The sequence below is a fragment of the Aeromicrobium fastidiosum genome (genome assembly GCF_017876595.1).
Taxonomy (GTDB): Bacteria; Actinomycetota; Actinomycetes; order Propionibacteriales; family Nocardioidaceae; genus Aeromicrobium; species Aeromicrobium fastidiosum.
This window is the reverse complement of record NZ_JAGIOG010000001.1, coordinates 1,169,904-1,193,459: the sequence shown is the minus strand read 5'-3', so window position 1 is coordinate 1,193,459 and position 23,556 is coordinate 1,169,904. Positions and strand designations below refer to the sequence as shown.

Annotated in this window: 23 protein-coding genes and 2 tRNA genes; 16 read left to right on the top strand and 9 right to left on the bottom strand. The window is 64.7% G+C overall.

Annotation, left to right across the window (positions count from 1 at the left end):
- Nucleotides 1–7: 7 nt before the first annotated feature.
- Nucleotides 8–1,114 carry an acyltransferase family protein gene (locus JOF40_RS05920; RefSeq protein WP_129180968.1) on the bottom strand — a complete coding sequence of 369 codons (1,107 nt, stop codon included), beginning with the start codon at nucleotides 1,112–1,114 and terminating at the stop codon, nucleotides 8–10.
- 343 nt (nucleotides 1,115–1,457) lie between these two features.
- Between JOF40_RS05920 and JOF40_RS20335 the strand changes: the two genes are divergently transcribed.
- The 7 genes from JOF40_RS20335 to JOF40_RS05885 all read left to right on the top strand — a co-directional run bounded on the left by JOF40_RS20335 (nucleotide 1,458) and on the right by JOF40_RS05885 (nucleotide 9,829).
- Nucleotides 1,458–2,963: an O-antigen ligase family protein gene (locus tag JOF40_RS20335; RefSeq protein WP_129185968.1), complete on the top strand. Its 1,506-nt coding sequence runs from the start codon at nucleotides 1,458–1,460 to the stop codon at nucleotides 2,961–2,963.
- Nucleotides 2,964–3,318: 355 nt separating this feature from the next.
- Nucleotides 3,319–3,840, top strand: coding sequence for an LbetaH domain-containing protein (locus tag JOF40_RS19930; protein ID WP_209674399.1), 522 nt, complete (start codon nucleotides 3,319–3,321; stop codon nucleotides 3,838–3,840).
- Nucleotides 3,837–5,117, top strand: coding sequence for a lipopolysaccharide biosynthesis protein (locus JOF40_RS20330; RefSeq protein ID WP_129180964.1), 1,281 nt, complete (start codon nucleotides 3,837–3,839; stop codon nucleotides 5,115–5,117). The genes JOF40_RS19930 and JOF40_RS20330 overlap by 4 nt, the downstream gene beginning before the upstream one ends.
- Before the next feature lie 502 nt (nucleotides 5,118–5,619).
- Entirely contained in the window at nucleotides 5,620–7,020 is a 1,401-nt protein-coding gene (locus JOF40_RS05900; protein WP_129181947.1) for a tyrosine-protein kinase domain-containing protein, read from the top strand.
- A gap of 199 nt (nucleotides 7,021–7,219) precedes the next feature.
- A complete protein-coding gene (locus tag JOF40_RS05895; protein ID WP_129180962.1) occupies nucleotides 7,220–7,666 on the top strand; it encodes a hypothetical protein in 447 nt (148 codons plus the stop codon).
- 96 nt (nucleotides 7,667–7,762) lie between these two features.
- Nucleotides 7,763–9,544 carry a DUF4012 domain-containing protein gene (locus JOF40_RS20185; RefSeq protein WP_129180960.1) on the top strand — a complete coding sequence of 594 codons (1,782 nt, stop codon included), beginning with the start codon at nucleotides 7,763–7,765 and terminating at the stop codon, nucleotides 9,542–9,544.
- Nucleotides 9,545–9,652: 108 nt separating this feature from the next.
- Nucleotides 9,653–9,829: a hypothetical protein gene (locus JOF40_RS05885; RefSeq protein ID WP_188111695.1), complete on the top strand. Its 177-nt coding sequence runs from the start codon at nucleotides 9,653–9,655 to the stop codon at nucleotides 9,827–9,829.
- Between the two features lie 52 nt (nucleotides 9,830–9,881).
- Here the strand turns inward: JOF40_RS05885 and JOF40_RS05880 are convergent, their stop codons facing one another.
- Complete coding sequence (locus JOF40_RS05880; RefSeq protein WP_129180958.1) at nucleotides 9,882–10,799, bottom strand: WD40/YVTN/BNR-like repeat-containing protein; 918 nt, start codon at nucleotides 10,797–10,799, stop codon at nucleotides 9,882–9,884.
- 101 nt (nucleotides 10,800–10,900) lie between these two features.
- On the opposite strand from JOF40_RS05880, the gene JOF40_RS05875 reads away from it, so the two are divergent.
- Nucleotides 10,901–11,350, top strand: coding sequence for a VanZ family protein (locus JOF40_RS05875; RefSeq protein ID WP_129180956.1), 450 nt, complete (start codon nucleotides 10,901–10,903; stop codon nucleotides 11,348–11,350).
- Here the strand turns inward: JOF40_RS05875 and JOF40_RS05870 are convergent.
- Nucleotides 11,312–12,304, bottom strand: coding sequence for a sensor domain-containing diguanylate cyclase (locus JOF40_RS05870; RefSeq protein WP_129180954.1), 993 nt, complete (start codon nucleotides 12,302–12,304; stop codon nucleotides 11,312–11,314). The two genes, JOF40_RS05875 and JOF40_RS05870, sit on opposite strands and share 39 nt — an antisense overlap.
- A 280-nt stretch (nucleotides 12,305–12,584) precedes the next feature.
- Here JOF40_RS05870 and JOF40_RS05865 point away from each other — a divergent pair, with 280 nt between their 5' ends.
- From JOF40_RS05865 to JOF40_RS05855, 3 genes are all read left to right on the top strand, one after another.
- Nucleotides 12,585–13,454, top strand: a complete 870-nt coding sequence (locus tag JOF40_RS05865) for a sce7726 family protein (RefSeq protein WP_129180952.1) — start codon at nucleotides 12,585–12,587, stop codon at nucleotides 13,452–13,454.
- Nucleotides 13,455–13,456: 2 nt separating this feature from the next.
- The gene (locus JOF40_RS05860; RefSeq protein ID WP_129180950.1) at nucleotides 13,457–14,401 is read left to right on the top strand and encodes a sce7725 family protein; all 945 of its coding nucleotides are present in this window, start codon (nucleotides 13,457–13,459) and stop codon (nucleotides 14,399–14,401) included.
- A 143-nt stretch (nucleotides 14,402–14,544) separates the two neighbouring features.
- The gene (locus tag JOF40_RS05855) at nucleotides 14,545–15,435 is read left to right on the top strand and encodes an RES family NAD+ phosphorylase (RefSeq protein ID WP_129180948.1); all 891 of its coding nucleotides are present in this window, start codon (nucleotides 14,545–14,547) and stop codon (nucleotides 15,433–15,435) included.
- Nucleotides 15,436–15,993: 558 nt separating this feature from the next.
- On the opposite strand, the gene JOF40_RS05850 is transcribed toward JOF40_RS05855, so the two are convergent.
- Nucleotides 15,994–16,080: transfer RNA gene (locus JOF40_RS05850), tRNA-Ser, on the bottom strand.
- A 153-nt stretch (nucleotides 16,081–16,233) separates the two neighbouring features.
- On the opposite strand from JOF40_RS05850, the gene JOF40_RS05845 reads away from it, so the two are divergent.
- From JOF40_RS05845 to JOF40_RS05835, 3 genes are read left to right on the top strand one after another with little or no spacing between them, the layout of a single operon-like run.
- A complete protein-coding gene (locus JOF40_RS05845) occupies nucleotides 16,234–17,244 on the top strand; it encodes a carboxypeptidase-like regulatory domain-containing protein (RefSeq protein WP_188111694.1) in 1,011 nt (336 codons plus the stop codon).
- Between the two features lie 10 nt (nucleotides 17,245–17,254).
- Nucleotides 17,255–17,506, top strand: coding sequence for a hypothetical protein (locus JOF40_RS05840; protein WP_129180944.1), 252 nt, complete (start codon nucleotides 17,255–17,257; stop codon nucleotides 17,504–17,506).
- 9 nt (nucleotides 17,507–17,515) lie between these two features.
- Complete coding sequence (locus tag JOF40_RS05835; protein WP_129180942.1) at nucleotides 17,516–18,196, top strand: hypothetical protein; 681 nt, start codon at nucleotides 17,516–17,518, stop codon at nucleotides 18,194–18,196.
- 15 nt (nucleotides 18,197–18,211) lie between these two features.
- Here the strand turns inward: JOF40_RS05835 and JOF40_RS05830 are convergent, their stop codons facing one another.
- Entirely contained in the window at nucleotides 18,212–18,880 is a 669-nt protein-coding gene (locus tag JOF40_RS05830; protein ID WP_129180940.1) for a hypothetical protein, read from the bottom strand.
- 252 nt (nucleotides 18,881–19,132) lie between these two features.
- Between JOF40_RS05830 and JOF40_RS05825 the strand changes: the two genes are divergently transcribed.
- Complete coding sequence (locus JOF40_RS05825; protein ID WP_129180938.1) at nucleotides 19,133–20,437, top strand: HNH endonuclease signature motif containing protein; 1,305 nt, start codon at nucleotides 19,133–19,135, stop codon at nucleotides 20,435–20,437.
- 75 nt (nucleotides 20,438–20,512) lie between these two features.
- Here JOF40_RS05825 and JOF40_RS05820 read toward each other — a convergent pair whose 3' ends face one another.
- A complete protein-coding gene (locus tag JOF40_RS05820) occupies nucleotides 20,513–20,935 on the bottom strand; it encodes a hypothetical protein (protein ID WP_129180936.1) in 423 nt (140 codons plus the stop codon).
- A 95-nt stretch (nucleotides 20,936–21,030) separates the two neighbouring features.
- On the opposite strand from JOF40_RS05820, the gene JOF40_RS05815 reads away from it, so the two are divergent.
- A complete protein-coding gene (locus JOF40_RS05815; protein WP_129180934.1) occupies nucleotides 21,031–21,459 on the top strand; it encodes a hypothetical protein in 429 nt (142 codons plus the stop codon).
- A 61-nt stretch (nucleotides 21,460–21,520) separates the two neighbouring features.
- On the opposite strand, the gene JOF40_RS05810 is transcribed toward JOF40_RS05815, so the two are convergent.
- From JOF40_RS05810 to JOF40_RS05800, 3 genes are all read right to left on the bottom strand, one after another.
- Nucleotides 21,521–21,609: transfer RNA gene (locus tag JOF40_RS05810), tRNA-Ser, on the bottom strand.
- 53 nt (nucleotides 21,610–21,662) lie between these two features.
- Entirely contained in the window at nucleotides 21,663–22,718 is a 1,056-nt protein-coding gene (locus tag JOF40_RS05805; RefSeq protein WP_129180932.1) for a hypothetical protein, read from the bottom strand.
- A complete protein-coding gene (locus JOF40_RS05800) occupies nucleotides 22,715–23,530 on the bottom strand; it encodes a carbon-nitrogen hydrolase family protein (RefSeq protein ID WP_129180930.1) in 816 nt (271 codons plus the stop codon). The genes JOF40_RS05805 and JOF40_RS05800 overlap by 4 nt, the downstream gene beginning before the upstream one ends.
- Nucleotides 23,531–23,556: the final 26 nt, after the last annotated feature.

Below are 23,556 nucleotides of genomic sequence, written 5' to 3'. Positions count from 1 at the left end.
CTGATAATCAGCGCTGTCGGAGGCGCAGTACAGGTTGCTCGACGAACTTCCAGATAAGGACGCCTGCGCCGACGCCTACGAGTATTAGAACGGCAGTCGCCAATTGACCGCCGATATGATCCACGAGGAAACTCTTGGCGGCAATGATGATGATGAGGTGAACGAGGTAGATCGAGTACGAAGCTAGGCCGATGACTCGGAGAACCGTCCATCCTGAAATCGCTCGAAAGACCCGAGCCACGAAGTCATTTTGCGCCAAGAACCCATAAGCGATAACCATGGCTGCGGACAATCCCTGGCACGTGTATCGGAACGTTTCCCTGAACTGTGGATCACGATAGATCAGCGCGAAGGCGAAGACCCCAATCGCCAACGCAAGTGCTGCCGGTGATGCCAGGAAGCTAGACACACGATCCGAGATTGGTCGAACAACCCCTGATGGCTTCTCGTCGAGTACAAAAAACCATACGGCGAGAAGCACACCGATCGCAATCGCGTCGAGCCTGGTGTCACTTCCGTAATAGGTACGAGCGTGTGTGGAACCCGAAGTAACGAGAAGTAACCGCACAATGAGTGGAGCAACCGCAGCCACAACCCCCGCTGCAGTCAAAATCGCGATCAGATGCGTTGAGCGGACTAGGGCGACCATTGCAAGGGCAAAGACCACATAGAACTGTTCTTCAATCGAGAGGCTCCAAACCACACCGCTCCCAGGAAGCACGTCTAGCTGACTTGGAGAGGTGCCAACCTTCACCCAATTGAAAACGAAAAATATCTGAGCCACGAAGTGAGAAACATCAATCTTCTCAAAGAACATGTATACAAGCGTGGGAATCACAACGACAACAACAAACGGCGGGCCCAGTTTCAGCAGACGCCTCAGGTAGAAGCCTCCGATGTTAAACCCTTCCGTGATGCGCCATTCCTTGAGTACCAAATGAGTGATGATGAAGCCAGATATTGTGAAGAAGACCGTTACTCCACTTCCGCCAGGTACGAAGCGCCCCAGACCCGCGTGCGCCACAACCACAATCATCACTGACAATGCGCGCATCGCGTCAATATGGGCGTAGCGCCCCGAGGAACTGGTCGCCGCTCCAAACTTCGCAGCCACGTGGTCGACGCTCCTCAAGTCAGCAGTTCATGGGCTAAGTACGACCGCCTGCAGGACCGAGTGCCGTCACATTCAGCCGAGCGAGCCACGTTATCGAGTAAGGCTGAAGCGGTGGTGCCCTGCCCGACATTAGTATGGCGGCAACACTCGGGGTCATCTCCGGACTCCGAAGTGACTTGCGACTCATTGGAAGGAGTCTTCGCCTCATTCGACACAGCCGCAGGCCCGCCGCTCCGAACCCACCGGCTACAGGCCCCGGTGCTCGCGATCCATCGAGTAGCATCGGCGTACCTCGGTATCAAGTACAGCGGCTCCGGCCGCGTGGCGACTACGGGAAGTGACGATGCTACTGCTCTTGGCAACGGCGTCGATGCTGTGGCTCACGTACGCAGCTGTTCGCGGGGCGGTATGGCCAATCGGTTGCACACTTGTGCTGGCTTTCTTCCCGTTTCCGTCGACCGTCGATACGAACCTGTCCCTTGGCCCAGTTAGTTTGCACGTTTTCGAGTTGGCACTAGTGCCTGCTCTGATTGTGGCCGCCCGGCTGCGAGTGCCACGCAAGGTGCTGGTTGCGGCCGCAGTTTTCGCGATAGGCATTCTCCTATGGGCCATCCTGGGAGTGGCCCAGGGGCATGGGATCAACGCGGTCATCTTGGATACCAGGCGCAGTTTCGTTCTTGTTGCAGCACTACTTATCGGCGGGACGTGGATCCACCCGACTGTTGGCGCAATGCTGACGCGCACTCTTCCACCATTCCTGTGGATATCCTGTGCCACTGCAATTGCCGGGTCCTTGGGCATAGTCGATCTCGCGGGGCGAATTAGAGCGGCTAGCCTGGACTTCAATGACACGTCAGCGGCGGTTCGGCTCCAGATCCCTCCTCTGTACTTGGCCGTTGCAGTCTTATGCGGGCTGGTTGCCCTATTCGTCGTTGACCGCAGCGTCCACGGGGGCGTGACACGGTTCGGACTGCCATCCATCATGATCGTGGTTCTCGGGTTCAGCAGGAACGCCATTCTCGCAATTGGCGTCGCCGTACTGTTCGCGATTCTTGTTAGCCCGAGGATTCAGTCGGTGGTGCGATCAATACGCCTCGTTTCGACAGCGTCGCTAAGCGCGGCAGCTCTCACGCTCCTACTTTTCCTCCTCCCCGCATCGAGCGCTACGGTCTGGTTTGAGCAGCAGATCTCGTCGTTCAACAGTCGCGTACTAGACGGCATCCGACCCGGCGCAATCCAGGCAGACCGATCTGCACAGTTTCGATTTCAAGGCGAGAATCCCTACTTGAAAGAGGCGATTGCCCAGTCACCGGTGACCGGGCACGGATTTGGGTACCCATACCGACCAGCCGCAGTTGCTGGGCGCACCGAGACAGATGCGACGGTCGATCTCGTCTACTACGCACACAACTATTACTTGTGGATTTGGACAAAGTGCGGCCTCTTGGGCGGGAGTGTTCTGCTCCTGACGCTGCTCTCACCGGCCATAGGTGCGGTTCGCCGGCGCGCAGTAAGCACAGTTGGGGCCACAGCTCCGCTCGCAGGACTGATGGCTGCCTCGGTTGTGGCCCCGATGCCGAATGGGTCACCGACCAGCGCACTCGTAGGGGCCCTTTGCGGCGCGGGACTTGCCTTGTTGAGCCACAGCGCCAAAACCCACGTGGACGGCGAGACACCTGAGCATCCGCTTCGGCCAGCCCGACCCGCTCTCGGACGACAGCGGGTTGAATCCCGTTCTCACGCCACAAAGTTCGGAGGTTCACGAGTAGGGACGCAAACGAAATTGGGCCGCGCTCCTGCAGAACCATCGGTTCTGTCCAGGAACTCGTCGAGATCAGAACCAAGATGACGTCGAGCAGAGATGACCCGGTCCCGCCGTGCACTGAACTAAGATTGGGATCCGACTGCATTCGGCCTATCAATTCATACGGAGTTTGGATGGACGTCGGCATGATCACGCCAGCGGATGTTTGGCCGTGCCAGAAGAGCGGAGGGCTTGACTCCCCAGTCGGGGCCGCCGCCAGGAACGGTTTGATCAATTGGCAAAACCAGCCAACTGAGTCCCGCGCAAGAATGTGGCTCTGATGAGTTTCGAGCCACGTATGCGGCAGTCGTCGATCGGCCAAATATTCGCCAAGGCCTACCCTCGCGTTCCTTCGCGGCGCCAAGTCTTAGATCGGATCGTTCGCCGCGAAGGAGGTCAGATGACCTCACTGACGCTTCGTCAAGTGCTGGCCAAACATCACGGCGTCCATGTCGGCAACTACTCGTACGGCTCGCTTCTTCAGCCAGGTATGGCGGACACTCAGACCACAATAGGCTCATACGTTTCCGTGGGCCCCAATGTGAGGCGGATCGGCGCATCCCATCCCCTCGACTCGCTGACGATGCATCCATATTGGTACAACCCCAAGTTCGGCCTCGTAGGAAGCGAGGAGGACGTGGTGCGGACACCCTGTGAAATCGGGCATGAAGCCTGGATCGGCGCGAACGTCACTATCCTCCCCCAATGCAAGTTGGTCGGCGTCGGCGCTGTTGTCGGTGCTGGGTCAGTCGTGACTCGCGACGTGCCTGATTTCGCCATTGTCGTTGGCAACCCGGCACGAGTTATAGGCCAACGACTCAGCGATGATGAGGCAGCGGCTCTAATCAGATTCAGGCCGTGGGACCTAGGGCCGACGCAGTCGCAGGTGGTTAGAGACAAGATCGCTGGCGCAGGCAGGTGATTGCGCAGCTGAGAGCGATCGTTCGCGCCGATTCGCCATCACACATCGCCATCGGACGCCTCGGGGTTTCAGCGCTCGGACTCCTGAGCGCTCCGATCGTGGCAAGGGCGATTGGCCCTTCCGGACGAGGTGAGACCGCGGCCACGATTGCGCTCGCCTACATAGTCCCTGTTCTCCTCGGCATGGGCGTCCCTCTGGAACTTCGCCGACTAGCGGCCACAACGGACGTCACAGCAGCGCTCCGGGCGGCGCGCAGGCTCGGCTTGCTCACCATTTTGCCGGCGACAGCTGTGGCTGTCGCGCTGTACGCGTCCCTATTCAGTGACTTTGGGCAGGCCGCCCGATTGGTCGCCTCCTTGAACGTCGCCCTGTGCCCTTTGATGCTGAGCTGGACTCTCGACCTAAGTGTGTTGGTCGCTCGCGGACGCTTCCGAAATGTGCTGGTTCTGCAGTTAACTCAGCCTTCGATCTACCTCTTGGCAATAGTTGTGTTGTGGGTGACCCATACCGCAAGCACAGCTACGGTTCTCGCCAGCAACCTGGTTGGGACTGCGGCGACGTGTATCGCGGGTCTTTTCATGACACGAGTGAAATTTCGCGGCGAAAGGAGCAGTTACGGCTCATTACTTCGGGGCGGCGTAAAGTTCGCCGGCAGCTCGGTTTCGGAGATTGCGTCGAACAAGCTGGACCAAGTTCTAGTGCTTCCATTGATCGGCTCTGTCGGAGCAGGCCTCTACGCTGTCGCTGTAACCGTCGCCTCAGTCCCGCTCGCTTTCGGCCAAGCCCTGGGCGCCTCATATTTCACCCCGATCGCGCGCGCATCAGGCACGGAGCGGCGAGAACTTCAGACTAGGTCCGTACGGGCTGGCATCGCGATGGGCTTGATGACCTGCCCGCCTCTCGGACTCATTGCCTGGGTCGGAATCCCAGTGGTATTCGGTAAAGAGTTCACTTCAGCCGTTCCAGTCGCTGGGATCTGCCTCGCCGGGTCGGTCGCGCTGGTAACCAACTTCGTTTGCTCTATGGCTCTCGCAGCCAGCGGCCAAGGCGTCCGAATGACAGTGTCACAGGTGACCGCACTTGCCGTGGCGATAGGTGCGCTGCTCGTGCTCGGTCCCGCGTGGGGCGCCAAGGGGGCCGCCACCGCGTCGTCGATTGGCTACTTCGTGCTCATGTCGATGCTCCTACTAAGCCTGAGAATGTCACCCCTCGCTATTGCTCCCCGTCCAAGAGACTTCAAGGAGGCAATCCGACAACTCGTTCGCGGGGAACGATAGACACGGGACACTGCCCGCGGGGCTTTTACGCTGGCGGGTCGCTTCATCGCTGGCCCCATACATTTTGATCACGCCACGTCCACCGTGATCAGTACCGACAAGACCTACGTAGGCGGATGTGCGAGGTCCGAGTCGAAGCAGAACCGTTGGTGTCGGTGCACCTCGAGAAGTTCGGCCCTGGGGGCCGGAGCAGAGCGCGTCACCTGATACCGGTGGCAGCCGATGGCTCGGCGCATGTCGCCTTGGAGGGTGCTGCGCGAGGCACAGCTTGATGTTTGGACGTCCAGCCCGCGTTCACGTTCGACGCAGACGATCGGGACCTCGATGTCACCACTTAGGACGGCAGGAATGAAACCCACTCCGTGGAGTGTGCACCAGGTCTCACATGGTGCGAACGACATGTGACATCGATCCTGTCGAAGTCGAGTCGGTCCCCTGCGGAAATCGCGGCCGTTAGACTCGGTGCTCGTGGCCGACGAGCCCACCCTCGAACGGAGTGACTGTGGACCTGCGTGACTATCTGAGAGTCCTTCGCACGCGATGGGTATTGATCGCAGCTTGCGCCTTGGTCACGATTGCGATCGCAGCTTTAATCACCGTCCGAGCAACACCTCAGTATGCGTCCTCTGCCCGCATGTTCGTCTCGACTCAGGGGTCGACCGACGACGCACAGGCCAACCAGGGCGGTCAGTTCTCGCTGCAGCGCGTGAAGTCGTACGCCGATCTTCTGACTGGGCAAGAGATCGCGCGGCGAGTCGTCGAGGACTTGAAACTGGATGAGTCCCCCAGCGCCTTGGCCAGCCAGATCTCGGCCAGCTCGAAGCTCGACACCGTCATCCTGACTATCACCGTTACTGACCCGGATCCGGCTCGCGCGCGGATGCTCGCCGACGGAGTCGCCAAGGTCTTCGTTGCCTACGTCGCCGAGCTCGAGACACCGCCAGGCAAGGACGAAGCCACCATCAAGGCAACGGTCGTTGACCCGGCGTCGAAGGCCTCCTCGCCAATCTCTCCGCAGCCGGTCCGCAACATCGGGCTGGGTCTCATCCTCGGACTCCTGTTGGGGGCGGGGGCGGCCGTGTTGCGCGAGACGCTGGACACGACGATCAAGTCGTCGCGTCAGCTCGAGGAACTCGTGCCGGCACCCATTCTCGGTGCCATCAGCTACGACTCCGCAGCTGTTGACACACCGCTCATCACGAGCCTCGACACCTACGCCCCTCGTGCTGAGTCGTTCCGCGTCCTGAGGACGAACCTTCAGTTCATCGACCCTGACGCCCACCACAAGGTGTTCGTCGTGACCAGCTCCCTACCGGGCGAAGGCAAGACCACGACAGCCGCGAACCTCGCGCTGGCGCTCGCCGAGGGCGGCGAGAAGGTCGTTCTGGTCGAGGGTGACCTTCGTCGGCCGAAGGTCGCTGAATATCTGCGTCTCGAGTCGTCGGTCGGTCTCACCACGGTTCTGATCGGCAAGCTGGTGCTCGAAGATGCGATCCAGTCGACCGCCAGCGAAGGTCTCGCCGTGCTGACCAGTGGGTCCACGCCGCCCAACCCCGCTGAGTTGCTGAAGTCGAGCTCGATGGCGGCCGTCATCGCCTCGTTGCGAGAGGCCTACGACATCGTGCTGATCGATGCTCCCCCGCTGTTGCCCGTCACTGACGGAGCGTTGCTCGCTGCGCAGGCCGACGGTGCTCTACTTGTCGTCCGGCACGGCAAGACGACCACCGACCAGGTCACCCTCGCCGTTGAGCGGTTGGAAGCGGTCGGGGCTGCGCCGGTGGGGGTCATCTTCAACATGACGCCGGCCAAGAGTCGGGATGGTTATGGCTACGGGTACGGCTACGGGTACGCCCCGGAACCGTCCACCAGCCGGAACGACCCGAACGCCGACACAGTGATTTAGGTCACTTGCTTCTACGCCTCAGATGCACCGTTCACGCTGAGGCGATCAACAAACCCGCAAATGCGACGACGCTGCCATGTTTCGACCGCGTGAAAATATCGCCGGACCGTCGCAAGCAGGGCGAACGTCCTTTACGCTAGGACGAGACTTCACCCCCAGATTCACCCAGATGGCACCTGTGCCAAAGACAAGGACAACCATGAAGAAGATTCTGATTGCGTTCATCGCATCGGTCGCTCTGGTTCTCGGCATGGGCGCTTTCACCAGCGGTGCCTCTGCGGCTGACTACCCCGGCACCGTTCCCACCGTTCCGATCCCGGTCCCGACTCCCGCGCCGGCCCCCATCCCGGGCACGACGCCCGTGCCGCCGGCGAAGACCAAGGTGGTGACCGAGGGATCGAACGTCAAGATCACGATCAAGATCAAGGCGGGCAACGTCAAGGTCAAGAGCGGCACCCTGATCGTCAAGTTCAACGGCAAGACGTACAAGTTCAAGGTCCGCAACGGCAAGGCGAACGTCAAGCTCAAGATGCCGAAGGTCAGCACCACGCAGACCAGGACGATCAAGTTCACGTTCAAGCCCAGCACCGGCTCGGTCTTCAAGACGAGCAAGGGCAAGTCGAAGATCAAGATTCGCAACAAGTAGACCGCGAGCGCTCCAGCGTTCACCTCAGAAGTGGGGCTGCCCTCGGCAGCCCCACTTCTGTGTGTTTGAGGCACCAATCAGCAGGGGAAGGTCACCGTGAGCAGCTCACGTAGTGCAGCGACGACGAACAAGAGTCCCCGCCGGCGGACGATCATCCTCGGCGTTCTTGGCCTACTGCTCGTCGTCGCCGCAAGTGTCGCCGTCTACGGCTACTCGCAGCTGTCATCGGCGCGCGATGACATCGACGTCGCCACCGCCAGTGCCTCCGACCTGCAGTCAGCACTCGAGTCCGGTGACCAGGCCGCCGCCAAGAAATCGCTCGATGAACTGCAGCAGAGCATCGGCGACGCCGACTCCACCCTGTCTGGTGCGCTGTTCTCCGTGGCGGCGAAGCTGCCGGTCGCCGGCAAGAATGTCAACGCCGTCCGCACCGTCACCTCCTCGCTCCGCACCGTGGCCGACGACGGTCTGCCGCCGCTGGTCGACATCGCCGACCAGTTCAACGGCAAGACCTTCAACCCCACCGGCGGCTCGATCAACGTGGCGGCCATCGCCGCCATCGGCCCTAACGTCACTGCCTCGTCGCGGGTGATCGACACGGCCTCCGCCGACGTCAATGCGATCGACTCATCAACCCTGGCTGGCTCGCTGCGCGGCCCGGTCGAGGACGTGCAGGACAAGCTGACCCGTGCCGCCACGATCGCGCGGCGGGCGACGACCGCGTCCGATGTCGTCCCCCAGATGCTGACCGGCAAGCACACGTACCTGTTGATCTTTCAGAACAACGCGGAAATCCGTGCCACTGGCGGCCTGCCCGGCGCCTATGCCGTGCTCGACGTGGACGACGGCAAGATCTCGCTCGGCCAGCAGGGCTCGGGAGCGTCCATGGGCGACCTGCCCTACAAGGCGACGCCCATCTCGGCCGAAGAGAGCGACCTCTTCGACACGAAGCTGGTCAGCGACTTCCGCGACGTCAACTTCACGCCCGACTTTCCTCGCGCGGCCGAGATCGGCACGGCCATACTGGCCCGCGAGAAGGGCATCGACGTCGACGGCGTGCTGTCGGTCGACCCGGTGACGCTCTCCTACGTCCTCAAGGGGATCGGACCCATCGAGCTGGAGGACGGGTCGACGCTGACGTCGTCCAACGCTGTGGACGTGCTGCTCAACGGCGTCTACGTCAACTACCCGGAGCCTGGCGCGCAGGACGCATTCTTCGCATCAGCGACGCAGAAGATCTTCGACAAAGTGCTGGCCGGTCAGGGCGACCCGACCGCCCTACTGAAGGCGCTCACCCGCGCGGCCAACGAGCGGCGCGTGCAGGTGTGGACCAAGGACACGAGCATCACCGACGAGCTCGGCAACTCCGCTGTGGCCGGCAAGCTGCCCACCGGCAAGGCCGCCGACTCCGCGCTTGGCATCTACCTGAACGACGCCACCGGCGCGAAGATGCAGTACTACCTCGACTACGACATCGCCGCGAAGGCGACCAAGTGCAGCGCTGCCGGCGTGCAGACGTATGAGACGACCACGACGTTGACGTCGTCCGCTCCTGCCGATTCGGCTCAGCTGCCGGAGTCGATCCGCGGGCCGGGCTTCGGCGCCGAGCCCGGGTCGATGCTGCTCAACTACTACCTCTACGCGCCCAACGGCGGCAAGGTCACGGCGCTGACGATCGACGGCGAGGACGCTGCCTACCCGCTGACGCAGGACGGGCGCGGGGTCGACCTGACGACCGTCCAGCTCGATCCGGGCCAGACCGTGACCGTCAAGGCCACGGTCGTGTCGGGCAAGGGCCAGCGTGGGTCGACGCAGGTGCTGGCTACGCCGTCGATCAAGCCGGGGTCTGAGAGCTCGGTTGTTCGCAGCGCTTGCTGAGGGTTTCGACAGGCTCAACCGGCGAAAATGCTCCGCAATGGGCCGACGTTCTCTAGGATTGTCGGTGCGTTCAGCCACTGCGCAGACCTCCTACAAGAACGCCCGGACATGCCTGCCAGAGTCGACCAGCTGCTCGCGAGTGCTCTCGCGACTGACACGTCGGTGCAGATCGTCTACGTCGACGCGATCAGGACTGACTCGTACTTCAGGACCATCGAGGACGGCCGCACGGTCTTCTACGTGCATCCGATGCACCGACACGCGCTCAGTGAGCGGGTCGACTGAGGCGTTTCGACAAGCTCAACGGGCGTTAGCGTTTCGACAGGCTCAACGGGCGTTACGGCTGCATCCAGGTGGTGCCGTTGTTCTCGCTGTCGTAGACGTCGGCATCGACGACGGCCACCAGGCGGCTGGACGTCGCCGCGATCGCGCGCGCCGGCTCGCCCGAGATGCATCCACCCGGCGTCCACGTGACACCGCCGTCCGTGGTGGTGAACGCGTTGGCGGCGCATCCGCTGAAGCGTGCCAGCGCGTAGCCGGCGCTCGGGGTCAGGAACGTCGCGACCCGCACGTTGTCGAGCCGGCCCAAGGCGACCCACGTCTTGCCGTTGTCGCCGGAGCCGAGCACCGAGCCGTCCGCGCACGTCACGCGTCCGGACTCGTCGGTGACCTGGCTGATCGAGGTCACGACGCAGCCCTCGCGGGGAGTCGACGTGCGGTCGGGGGTGACGACCTTCGTGGTGTCGTCCGGAGCGGGGTACCACAGCGGGACGTCGTCGGCGGCCGTCCACGAGGCACCGCCATCGCCTGAGGTGACCTGCTGAACCTTGCAGTCGGCCGTCGTGCCGACCACCGAGATCGAACCGGCGTCGACGGCCTTGACCGCGAGCACCGAGGTCAGTCCGGTCGGTGAGGCACCGAAGTCGGCACCGCCATCGGTCGAGACCCGCACCGAGGCCTCAGGGTCGCTGCACCGTCCGCGGGTGCCGTAGACGACCGTGCCGTCGTTGGCGGCCGACAACGAGACCGCATCGGCAGCGGTGAAGTCGAACGGGAGCTGCTCGGAGGCTGCCGGCGTCGCCGAGGCATCAGCCGCCGCATCAGCCGACGGGGACGGGGCGGCAGATGCCGACGACGTCGCCGGCAGATCGCTCTGCTCGGGAGTGCCATTGACGTGTCGGACGGCTCCGATGACGAGGACGATGTCGACCACGACGAACAGGGCCAGAAGGGCACGTTGCAGGGACTTGCTCACCTGGTGATTCTAGGTGGTGCGGGCACGTCCGCCCGACGGACGTGTCTGACCCGACATCGTTGGGCCATGCCGCTCAACCACGGGCTCACTACGATCGAGAGATGCGCTCCCGCCGGCTCGTCCTCGCCACGGGCCTCTACGCCGTCGCGCTGGCGTTGATCGGGTTGTGGAAGACGCCGGTCGACCGCGGAGTGCCCGTCACCGACTTCGCACCGGTGCGGTGGATGACAGATCTGCTCGACCTGCAGCCCTGGCAGGCCTATGACCTCGTCGAGACCTCGGCCAATGTCGTGCTGTTCGTGCCCCTCGGCGTCCTCGTGCTGCTGTGGTTCCGTCACTGGAGCTGGCTGGCGGCGGTCGGCGTGGCGTTCGCGACCACCGTCACGATCGAGCTGCTGCAGCAGGCGCTGCGGCCCGAGCGCTTCGCGAGCCTCAACGACGTCATGGCCAACACGCTGGGCGGCCTGATCGGCGGGCTGCTCGTCGTCGGGGCCCGCGCGATGGGTCGACGGTCAGGCGACGAGGTCGTCAGCGATCACCGGGCCGACTGAGCCCGTCCGCTTGGCGACGTAGAGCGCCCGATCGGCAGCCGCGAACAGATCGGGCATCGTGATCTCGGAGTCGGGAGTCAGCACGACCGACGCGATGCCGGCGGACAGACCGATGCGATCGCTCTTGTCCGTCACGTCGCGGCAGAGCGTGCGCACCGCGTCCTCGACCAGGACGACGTCATCGCCCGAGGCCACGACCGTGAACTCGTCGCCGCCGACCCGCGCGACGATGCTCGACGCGATCTGCTCGAACGTGAAGGCCAGTGCCGCGGCCAGCGAACGGAGCACCCGGTCGCCCGTCGCGTGCCCCTCGGTGTCGTTGACCTGCTTGAGCCGGTTGACGTCGAGCGCCACCACCACGACCGCCCGTGACGGCTCGTCGCCGAGATCGAACAGCGCTGCGGCGTGCTCGTCGAGCGCCCGCCGGTTGAACAGACCCGTGAGGGGGTCGTGGAACGCCAGCTCCTGCAGATCGGTCTCGCGGATCGTCCGTGCGATGGCTGCGGCCAGGATCGCGACGAGCACCTCCGCGTACCCCACGGCGTCACGGTCGAACACCGGCACTCCCACGTGACGTGTCGCGTAGACCTCGCCCCACGTGTTGCCGTCGACGACGATCGGCGACGTCAACGAGCAGCCCTTGCCGAGCCGGCGCAGGAGGGCCCGCTCACGATCGTCCGCCTGGACGTCGTCGACGCTCTCGACCATCGTGGTGCGGTCGATGACGGCCGACATCAGGCCACGGTCGCCCCAGATCTCGTACGTCTCGTCATCGGGCCACCGCTGCTCACCATCGGCGAGGTCGCCGACGTTGATGAGCGTCTCCACGACGTCCCCGCTGGGCACGACCCGACTGATCGACACCGTGGCGGCACCCAACGCCTCGCAGGCGTGCTCAGCGGCTGTCTCGAGGAGGTCGTTGAGCACGTGCTTCTGCGTCAGCAGATGGGCCATCGTGGCCAAGCTCCGCAAGCCGCTCGTCACCGTACTCACGTCGCTCTCCCTGGAGTGGCCCCGCGGTCAGCGTATCCACCGGGTGGGCACGGGGGCGGCTGAGCTGGGCGTGCGGAACGTGCCGCTGCCACCAGAGTGAATCACAGAGCCCGACCATCGGCGCACACAGATGACCGACGTCACCTCGCGAGGAACATGGTCTCGCGGCCGATCGTGGCCACGTCCCGGCACCGGACTGAGAGGCTAGACTTCGACCAGTTCGCGATGAACGGAGGGTGCTGTGGCGTCGACCGCCCCGACCGTCGCCCGATCTGCGGCACAGGTCTTCACGACGAGGTCGTTCCGGCCGTTGCTCGCCCACGGCGCTAGCCCCGCCCTCGACACGATCATCGTCCGCCTGCGATCTGACCTCGATCTCCCCCAAGACTGCAGCAACGCCGAGGTCGTCGATGCTGCATACAAGGTGCTGGCGCAGTCGTACCGCAACGAGTACGTCTACAAGAACCTCATCGCCAGCAAGATCTTCGTCGGCCGCCACCGAGCCGCCAACTCGGTGCTGCTCAACGAATTCGCGATCGGCGGCTCCGTGGCCGACGCCGTGTTCGTCAACGGCGAGGCGACGGTCTACGAGATCAAGACCGAGCTCGACAACCCGGAGAAGTTGATCGGTCAGCTGGCGGACTACTACCGAGCCGTCCCGCTGGTCAACGTAGTCGTGCACGAGACTGCCGTCGACCGCTATGCGAAGCAGCTCGAGGGCACCCCCGCAGGCCTCATCTCTGTCGGGCAGCGCTGGCACCTGTCGGGCGTCAAGACAGCAGTCGCCACTAGCGAGGCCCTCTGCATCCGCACGATGCTCAACACGCTGCGAGTCGCCGAAGCCCAGGCCGCCCTTGTGCGTCTGGGAGCCGATGTCCCCGACGTACCGAACGGCCGCCGGTACGACGCCTACCTCCAGATCGCCATGCAGTTCGAGCCGTCCGACTTCCACGCAGCATGGCGGGCAGCCATCAAGGCCCGTCAGCTCCGCGGAGATGTCTCCTTTCACCGCGATCCCACGCTGTTCCCCCTGCGAGCGTTGCTCGCGCAGCTCGATCCGACGTCGGTGGAAGGGGCTAACCTCAGAGCCTGGCTCTCGATCAAGGGGTGACCGTGTACTTTCCGTACCTGCGAGGCAAACAGTTCGAGCTGCTCGCACTGAAGGAGGCCGCCCCCCAACTGGGTACGAGCGGCAAGATCACGCCCGTCATCGAGCCGGTCAAGGTGCCGGAGGGCGGGCTCGAACGGTCGCTCCAGGCACTGTGGTCGAACGGGGTGAACCCCATCCTCGTGGTGAACCCGGCCGTCGGCGACCTCACCGGCCCGCTGGTCTCGACCGAGATCGCATCGCTCGTCGCCGCAGAGCCGCATCGATGGCACCTGGGCCTCATCATCAGCGAGGACACAGACGTCGCTGCGCTCCTCGCCGCGTTCGAGGCACAGTTCGACGGAAAGAATCTGCTGTCCCTGATTCACGACGGCACCCCCGCCGATCTCGATCTGCTTCGTGACCGCACCCACGCGCTCGGCCGGCAGCTCGATCTCATCTCTGACGAGCTGCGCGACCGGCACTACCGAACGTTCCGGGCGCAGAACGGTTCGGTCATCATGCACGACGGGTTCGTGCCACAACTGCGCAACGCGGACTACCTCGAGCGGCCCGAGAGCACCTTCACCGAGGACGTTCTCTACTACGGCGACGACGACCACATCGGCTTCGGCGACTACCTGACCATCGGCAAGGCGTGGACCTCTGGCGGATTCACGCCGCGTGCCGTCGCCATCCACTGGACGTATCAGCCCGATCCAGCAAGCCCCATCCGCATCCGGCACTTCACGTCAGAGACCAACGGAGACATGGCCAACGTGGGCGGCAAGTTCCTCGAGGCCGCAGGCAAGCTGGTGGCGTTCCTCGATGCAGAGGACATTCACACCAACGCAGCTGAGATCATGCGCGGCCACCTAGCGGCCGACACGTATCCGGGCCTGGGCATCGTCAAGAAGCTCTCCATCCTCAACCACCTCGAGCTGGTGGCGGAGATCCTGGAGCGCCCGTGAGGGCCTGCGCCAGCTGCTTCGCGGCTCCGACCTGGGTATCCAACGCCTCGCCGCCCGAGTCATCGCCGGGGGCCTGCGACTTCGGACACCAGTGGGCGACGGCCACATGGCCGACAGCGGCCTGGCTGGACGGGTTCTCCAGGTTGCTCGCCATCTACGAGGTCGACCCGGGCGGCGAGCGGCTGTCCGTTCGCATCCAGGAGGACTGGGCCATCTTCACCCTCAGCTCTGAGCAGGTCGACGCCTTCCTGGCATCGATGTTCCCCGAGGGCGATCAGCTGCTTGGCGACGATGTGCGTGTCCGCCTGCGCTCGCGCGCCGACGGAGTCATCGCTGATCACGCGAAGTCCTGGGCCGCGTTCTCAGACGAGATCCGTTCGAACAACCGGTACTTTCCACGGGCTGTTCCGGACGGGGAGCTCCTCAGTCGAGTTCTTCTCAACTCGGTGCTCCACATCGACCCGGACATCGATCTCTACCGGGCGCGCCCGTGTGGCACGAACCTGCTCACATCGGACGACATGAGTGCGCCTCCGCCCGAGCTGGCGACTGGCGGCCGTGCGAACCCGATCGGCATCCCCTACCTGTACCTCGGCTACTCAGAGCAGACGTGCATCTACGAGACGCGCGTCTCCAACCACTCCCGGGTCGCGGTGGCGAGATTCAGACCGACCCGGCGAGTGGCGGTCCTCAATCTTGCCGACATCGCAGTACCGGACTTCTTCTCCATCCCGGAGGTGGAGTCCGTCGACGATCAGATCAGCCAGGTCGAGCTCTACCGCTATCTGTGTGCGCTCAGTGGAGAACTGAGCAAGCCCGTCCGAAGCTCCGACCAGCCCACCGATTACATTCCGACCCAGTACCTGTGCGAGATGGCAAAATCGCTCGACCTCGACGGGGTCCTGTACTCGAGCTCTCTGGATCCCGGTGGACGCAACGTCGTCCTGTTCGACACCGGCACCGCGCAGTGCATGGGCGATCCCACCACGTACCAGATCACATCGCTCACCGCGGAGTGGACGGCAACGACGTGACGAAACGATGACCCAGCGCGGATCAGCCCACCAGATCGTGCTCGACCCCAGAGAGTGAGTGGGCTCGGTTCCGTGCCGGCCTCTACATGCCCTACCTCCTCACATGGCCGTCGGTCGGCACCCCGACGTCACCGCTGCACGCGCTCCCACCCGTCGAAGCGAGCAGTGAACCCATCGCTCAGGCCCTCAGCGCCGCGTTTCCGACGTCCGCTGAGATCTGGATGGCATTGAGGAGCGGCGCGCTGCTCGTCGCGAGACGCTCCCGAACTCTGGACATCCTGTGCCAGGCCGGAGTGCAACTTGTCATCTCTCGGTCTCGTCTACAGGATCCAACCGAGCACCTCGACCAGATCCTGCCCGACGACCTCGCACGGAGCCTGTGTCGTCGCGTCCGCTTCGTCTGTCGCGCGAGTACACGATCCCCAGATGCCTTGGACGTCGTTGACCTCGGATGGAACCGCCGAATCTAGGCCGCCCGCCACCGCGACGACGAGGGTGCCGACAAAGAAACCCTCGACAGGATTGCACCTGTCGAGGGTTCCCATATCGATCTGCCTGCGGAGGTGGCGAGATTTGAACTCGCGAGAGGTTTAAACCTCAACCCGCTTAGCAGGCGGGCGCACTAGGCCACTATGCGACACCTCCCCGCTGCACGCCGAAACGTGCAACCGGAACAGGATAGCGACCGCGCACACGATGCAGCGAATCGGTAGGTCTTTCTGGCAATCCACCACGGCGCGCACCTGTGCGCCGATACCGTTTCGGCAGCCACTACAGGCTGTCGCCCGAAGGAGAACCATGCTCGTCCGTGCCATGCGCTTGATGGTCGCCGGTGTCACGTCCGCGGTGCTGATGGCCGGCATGTCATCGGCTGCGACTGCTGACGACGGACCGCAGACCGGCACCATCAGCGGCGTCATCACCGATCGTTCGGGCTATCCCGTCTCGAACGTCCTGGTCTTGGCCGAGTCCACCGAGGACGAGAGCATTCGCGGCTCGAGCCACACCGACGAGTCGGGGCGCTACACGATGGACGTCCAGCCGGACGACGTCTTGTTGCTCGCGAAGCGTGAGAGCTTCGACGACCTCTACCTCGGTGGCCGCGATGCCGCGAGCGCCCGCGTGATCACCGTGACGGCTGGCGCGACCGTCTCAGGAGCCGACGCGGCACTGACCGGTCAGACGCCGCGCAGCCTCGCCCCGGGTGCCGGTATGGGCGGGCAGTTCGACCGGCTGGGTCAGGTCGCGCAAGGCGGAGCTGGTGAGTGGGTCGACAGCACCGGTCGGTGGATCTCCCCCAACCGCATGACGTTCGTCTATCAGTGGTTCCGCATGGACGGCTCCACGCCGACCCCCATCACCGGAGCGACCTCGCGCACGTACCGCTCCTCGGTCGCGGACCTCGGCCACTTCTTGAAGATCGGAGTGACCGCCTCGTACTCCGGCTCCTCCACCGTGTACGTCGAAGGGATGTCGCGCACCGTGGTCAAGCGGTCGGGCAAGGTGTCGATCCTGTCGGCGAAGTCGACCAAGAAGCGCGTCATCCGGTTGAAGGTGAAGGTCAAGGCCCTCGTCGGACCGACGCCGACCGGTCAGGTCCGCGCCTTCTGCCGGCTCACGTACCGCGGCACCGGCCAGAGCAAGAAGATCTCGCTCAAGAACGGCATCGCCACCATCACCCTGCGGACCAACAACCGCACCAGCTCGAAGAGCAAGTACGCCACGTGCGTCGTCGAGTACCTCGGCGACGGGCTCACCCTGCGCCAGCCGTCCCTGGAGTCGAAGCGCTTGCGCATGAAGCTCAAGTAGAAGGTCTCCGATGAACCTGCACCTCGCATCGCGCGCCGCCAGCGTCCTCGTGACCGGCCTCCTCGTCGCCGCCACGTTGGTGGCGACCTCGGGCCCGTCCAGCGCCGACTCCGGCGAACCTGCCAACGACCGCACCATCAGCGGCACGGTGACCAATACCGAAGGCGTCCCGTTGGCGGATGTTCGCGTGACCCCGTTCCTCTGCAGCCAGTACGCGTGCGGTGGGTCGGGTGGGGTCGTCACCGACCAGACACGCGGGTGAACACGTCACATGCATCAAAACGCGGCCCTCGAACGTCCGCAGATCACCTACAACGCCAACCACCCCGCGTTCATCACGAGCAGCGGGACGGGCATCAACAAGCTGCGTTCGATCTTGCCGGGCCTGTGGTCGACCGGCGACTCGCTCATCCCGGCGTCGGCGCTCACCTTCACGTACCAGTGGAACCGGTCCGACGACAACAGGCTGGGCGTGCCGGGTAGGCCGATCGTCGGCGCGACCTCGTCGACGTACCGGACGAGCGAAGCCGACCTCAAGCAGTTCATCGGAGTCACCATCACGGCATCCCACCCCCTGTTGAAGCCGGTGACGCAGGTCGTCAAGGAGGGTGGAGCCTTCCGCCGGGATTCGGCGATCCGCGTGCTCGCCAAGCGTTCTCCCCGCAAGCAGACCGTGGAGATCAAGGTGCGGGTGAGCGCGGACGGCCTCCCCTACACCTCGGGCCGGGTGGAAGTCTTGTGCACCAACAAGCGCCGCGCTGGCGTGTCGAGCCGCCCCGTGAAGCTCAAGCGCGGCAAAGCCACGCTCACCGTGAAGATCAAGGGCTTCGGCAAGCGTCCGAAGCGCGCCTACTGCAACGTCGAGTACGCCGGCACCGCCGACACACGTGGGGACGTCGAGCCCAACCCGCTGCGCAACAAGAGCATCTCGGTCAAGCTCAAGCAGAAGTAGAGCGGGTGACGTGTCTCAGGACATCGGAAGCAGCACGTGTTCGGCCTTCGTGTATGTACCGCCACCAGCCGGTGGGTACTCGAGGACCAGCCGGTCATCGGTGCGGCGAACCGAGTAATAACCGTCGGAGAACGTGCGGGGAGACCCTGTCATGACCAGAGGCACATCAAGCTCCTCGTAGCGGAGCCAGCCCGTGGAGCGGTAGAGCTGCAACGGCCACTGCCCCAGCCCCGGTCCGACCCTCACGACGTACTCGTCTGCGCCCCGCGGTCCGCTCAGCCGGGTGTACTCGCCGAGATCGGCGACCTGCGCCACGATCGTCGCCAACATGACGAGTATCGGGCACACGACGAATGCTGCCGCAGTGACGACGGGTCTCCAGAATCTTGCGCCCCAAACCTCGGCCTCCGCTGCCCGGTTCAAGACCGCTATGAACGCCACAGCGCTCGCCAGGACAGCCAATCCGGCCAGCCAGAACTGAAAGAAGCCTTGGGTGTGCGACCCGACGATCACCACCCCATCGCCCTGATACATCTCGAGCGCGCCGACCGCGACGAGCAGGATGACGGCGACACCTGCCGCGATGCGTGGAACGAGCGACCTGTCGGCTGCCGAGTGGTCGGGCCAAGCCGGGTGCCTACTGACCGCGCACTCGCTGTGATCGCCATGCTCTGTCGACTCCACAGCACCTCCCCGATCGGTCGTGGCAGCACCACGCCGCCAGATCATCATGCCTCAGTGCGAGGCGCTTCAGCCGCCACCGCACGACGATCAATCTGTGCCTATGGGCGACCCCGCCCGCGGCGGACTGCCATGTCAGACGCGATCTGTAACCTCGGAAGGGGTGAGGTTCTCGCTAATTTTCGCCTGCAACTGCAGTGAATTATTTCTCTCCAAGGGTTGCCAGCTCCCCGTCCAATCGATATAGTCGAACACATGTTCGAGTCAACGATGGTCGCGATCGCCGAGGCGCTGGATGCGCTGCGGCTCGACGTCTACGACTCGATGCAGGCCGCAGATCAGATGGCCGCCTGCGAGAGGCTCGCCCGCCTCGAGGCCCGGGTCAAGGCGCACCTGTTCGCCGCCACCCGCGCTGCGGATGCATCCAAGGCCGCGAAGGCTGTCGGTGCGACGTCGACCGGTGCCGCCTTGGCCACCATGTTCGGCGGCGACGAGGCTGCCGCGGCCAGGATGGTCAAGCGAGCCAACAAGGTGCAGGCCGGCTCGGCCACCGAGAAGGCGCTCGCCAGCGGTGAGCTCTCCGAGGCACAGGCCGACCTCATCGCCGACAAGCTCGGTTCGCTGCCGGGCAACCCGTCCGAGGCGCAGCGCGAGGGTGCCGAGACACAGCTGCTCGACGACGCCAAGAAGATGTCGCTCAAAGACCTTGGACGTCGCGCCGACCGCATCAGCGATACGTTCGCCGACGACGACGAGGTCGACGCGCACGAAGACAAGACGTTGCGCGATCGCGAGACCGAGGCCCGCAAGAAGTCGTACTTCTGGATGGCTGATCGCAAGGACGGCACCTACAAGGGTGAGTTCGTGATCCCCGAGGCGCAGGCAGAGATGCTCAAGAACGCCCTCGAGGCCCTCAACGCGCCACAGGTCAAGAAGACCGACGACGATCTCGCTGCGGCGATCTACGACGCTCCGCCCACCTACGGCCAGCAGATGGCCGAGGCGTTCTGCACGTTCATCGAGCACATCCCCGGCGGCGAACTGCCGCAGACCGCCGGAGTCGGCGTCACCGTCAGCGTCTCGATCGAGCTCAGGTCGCTCATCGACGGGCTCAAGGCGGGCACGCTGACCACCGGCTGCCGTGTCAGTGCCGCTGAGGTGCGACGCATGGCCTGCGAGCAGGCGATCCTGCCGATGGTGTTCGACGGCGCTCCCCTGCCGCTCGACTGCGGACGCGAGAAGCGACTGTTCACCCGCGCCCAGCGGCGTGCCGCCGAGGGCCGTGATGGCGGCTGCACCTTCCCGGGCTGCACCCGTCCACCGTCCTGGTGCGTCGGACACCATGCCCGCAAGACGTGGGCCGCTGGCGGCACCACCGATCTTCACGACATGGTGCTGATCTGCCCGCACCACCACCGCATCGTCCACGCACAAGACTGGGACATCGTCTTCGCCGACGACGGACGCCCGGAGTACATCCCGCCCGCGGCGATCGATCCGGAGCGACGGCCTAGACGCAATCACCGCTTCCGCGCCGACCGTTCAGATCAAGCTGCCTGAGCAGGCATGCGTCCCGGCACCACCGGACTCGTCGTCATCCCGAGTGACGACGTGCCCGGTGGTGCCGTTGCGCGTTCAGGCCGTCGGGTCGAACTTGCGGTAGCCGTTGGCGGTGTTGAGCCGGTCGTAGACGTCGCGCACGAAGTCGTTCGCCTTGGGTCCCAGGTGCACGAGCGAGAAGACGACCGAGCTGCCGTCGCCGCGGCTGAACACCAGCTGGCCCTGACCGATGCTGACGTCGTCGACGTCGGACCACAGGACGCGGACGGGCTTGGCCGTGAGCGGGCCGCCGAGCCGCACGCCGTCCCACTCGGTGCGCGCGACCGTGGGCGGCAGGACGATCAAGCGCAGGGCGTTCAGCAGCAGACCCGCCGCGATCAGGCCGATCCAGCCCCAGACGAAGAAGGCGAGCATCGCGGCGACACCGGCACCGATCATCTGGACGCCGACCGACGTCAGGACGAACCGTCGGTCGAGGCGGTATCCGGTCGTCTGCACCGCACCATGGTGCCACCTCGAGGCAGATCGACACGCGGGCGGCCACACCTCCCGGCGAAGCTCGACCCGGCAACGGGACCCGCCAGTATGGACCGGTGAAGAAGCCAAGCACGATCTACAAGTTGTCCATCGTTACGAACGTCCCTATCGGTGCGGGCGTTTACGCCCTCGCGCGTCAATGGTTCGGGGAGGACGCAGGCACCATCACTGCTGCTCTTGTCGCGGTATTCGCGCTGGCCATCGCGCTTATCCCGGTCACAACACCTCCCGTCACCAAAGACCCGGAGGCCGCATACCGTGAAGTCGTCACCAGGCGAATCATGGGAAATGCTCACCTCGCGGCGATGCTGGCGGGTGCTGGACTCGTCGACTCACTATGGCCGGCCGCGGGCTCCGACGATCCATGGGGAGATGCCGTCGCTCCCTTGCTGTGGGCGGTCATCCCCCTTGGCATCATCGTTCTGCTGGTGACGCTCTGCACCGTTCCGGTCATCCAACTCATCGCCAAGCGAAAAGGACACTGACGACAACGGCCGGAGCCGCGCTGTGCGGATCCGGCCGTCGTGATCGTGCACATCCGATCGGCAGAGGGGGCGGGATTCGAACCCGCGGCTGACATCGCTGCCAGCGAGCGCTTTCAAGGCGCTTCCGATCGGCCGCTCCGGCACCCCTCCTGGGCAACGCCGAGACGCTGCACCGCCACCGATTATCGCACCGGAGTGCGGCCCTACTTCAAGGGGGCGAAGCGGGGCGGCTCGACGCGGACGATCTCCTCGATCGCGCGGGCGGCGCGGGCCGAGCCCTGCCGCATGGCGTAGTGCCGCGCGACGAGTCCCACGGCCAGACCGAGGACGGCGGAGTAGAGCGTCGACAGACCGATGTAGGACGGGAACGCGCCGGGCGTGACGAGCGACGTCGACAGCACCGCCGTGCCGATGACGGCGAACACCAGCACCCACCAGCCCTCGCGGCGCTTCGACCGCAGCGACACGCCGACGATGAGCGCCGGGAAGCCGATGAACACCTCGACGGGACGCGGGACGCCCTCGAAGTTCTGCCGCATCCACGTGACGATGTCGCTGAACGCGTTGACGAGGGCCTGCGAGCCGTGGGTGCGGACGAAGCTGCTGTAGGCCAGGAGCAGGAGCAGCAGCGCGGCACCTCCGGCGAGGATCGCGAGGTGCTGGCGTCCGAGACCATGAAGGCCGGCACCGAGGTTCCACACCAGGGCGATCGCGAGACCCATGGCGATGGCGATGACGATGAGGTTGAACCGCTGGTAGTTGACCGGGGCGTTCCAGGCCGCCACGGCGGTGGTGCCGCTCAGGGCGACGACGATCGTGAGGGCGAACTCCCGGATCGCACCGACCACGGAGTCGGCCGGCCGGGTGACCATGACGGCCCACACCGCCGACAGCACGGCTGTCAGGGCGGCCGCCGAGGCCAGCAGCACGTTGTTCTCGGCCACCACCGCCACGACGCCGAGCACCGCGGTGATGGGCAGCCAGATGCGCATGTGTCCGCCGCCGCGGTGAATGAGCCCCACCGCGAAGACGATCATCAGCAGCGCCGCTGAGGGCCGCTGGACGACCGACGGCACGCCCACCGCGACGACCGCGGTCAGGGCTCCGGCGAAGCCCAGCACCCACAGGCCGAAGACGCCGCCCATGATGAGCCGGACCGTCTTGGCCGACTCGATGCGCGGCTCGCGGGTCGGGACGTCGTACTCCGGCGGCACCGAGGCGTCGAGGCGGCGGCGGCCACCCTGTGCGGTCGAGGTCATGAGCTGGAGGACGTCCTGTGATTGGGGAGTCTGTCATTGCCGAGTCTGCGGTTGGCGAGCGACGGATTGACCTCCCGCGCCCGCGCGACGTCGTCTGCCGTCACGTCGGCCTGGATGACCTGGGAGTGTGAATCAGCCTCGACCACGATAGAGCCCCACGGGTCGGCGACCAAGGAATGACCCGTGTAACGGTCGCCGCCCTGGGCTGCCGCGACGACGTGCACCGTGTTCTCGATCGCACGGGCCTGCAACAGAGTGCGCCAGTGGTCGAGCTTGTGGTCGCCGGCGACCCAGGCCGCGGGGATGACGATCACCTCGGCACCAGCGTCGACCAGCTCGCGCGCCAGCTCGGGGAACCGCAGGTCGTAGCAGGTCATCAGGCCCACGGGACGTCCAGCGACGTCCACCACGACGGGCTCGAGATCTCCGGGCAGGAGCCGCTCGGACTCCCGGTAGCCGAACGAGTCGTAGAGGTGGATCTTGCGGTAGGTCATGCGCAGCGCACCGTCGGGGCCGACGACGACCAAGGTGTTGAACGGCAGCCCGTCCGTCCGCTCGAACATGCCGGCGACGATCGTGGCCCCCAGTCGCACGGCCTCGGCGGCGATCATCGCCACGAACGGTCCGTCGAGGGGCTCTGCGACAGGTGCCAGGTCGAGGTCGGGAGACCCGAAGTCGTGCATCGCCGCCTCGGGCAGCACGACGAGGTCGAGGCCGTCGTCGGCACCCAGCTCGGCGAGCTGCCGGGAGATGGCCTCGCGGTTGCTCGCCGAGTCGACATCGGCGGCGAGCTGGACCACGGCTACACGCATGACGACCATCCTGTCAGGTGCGCCCT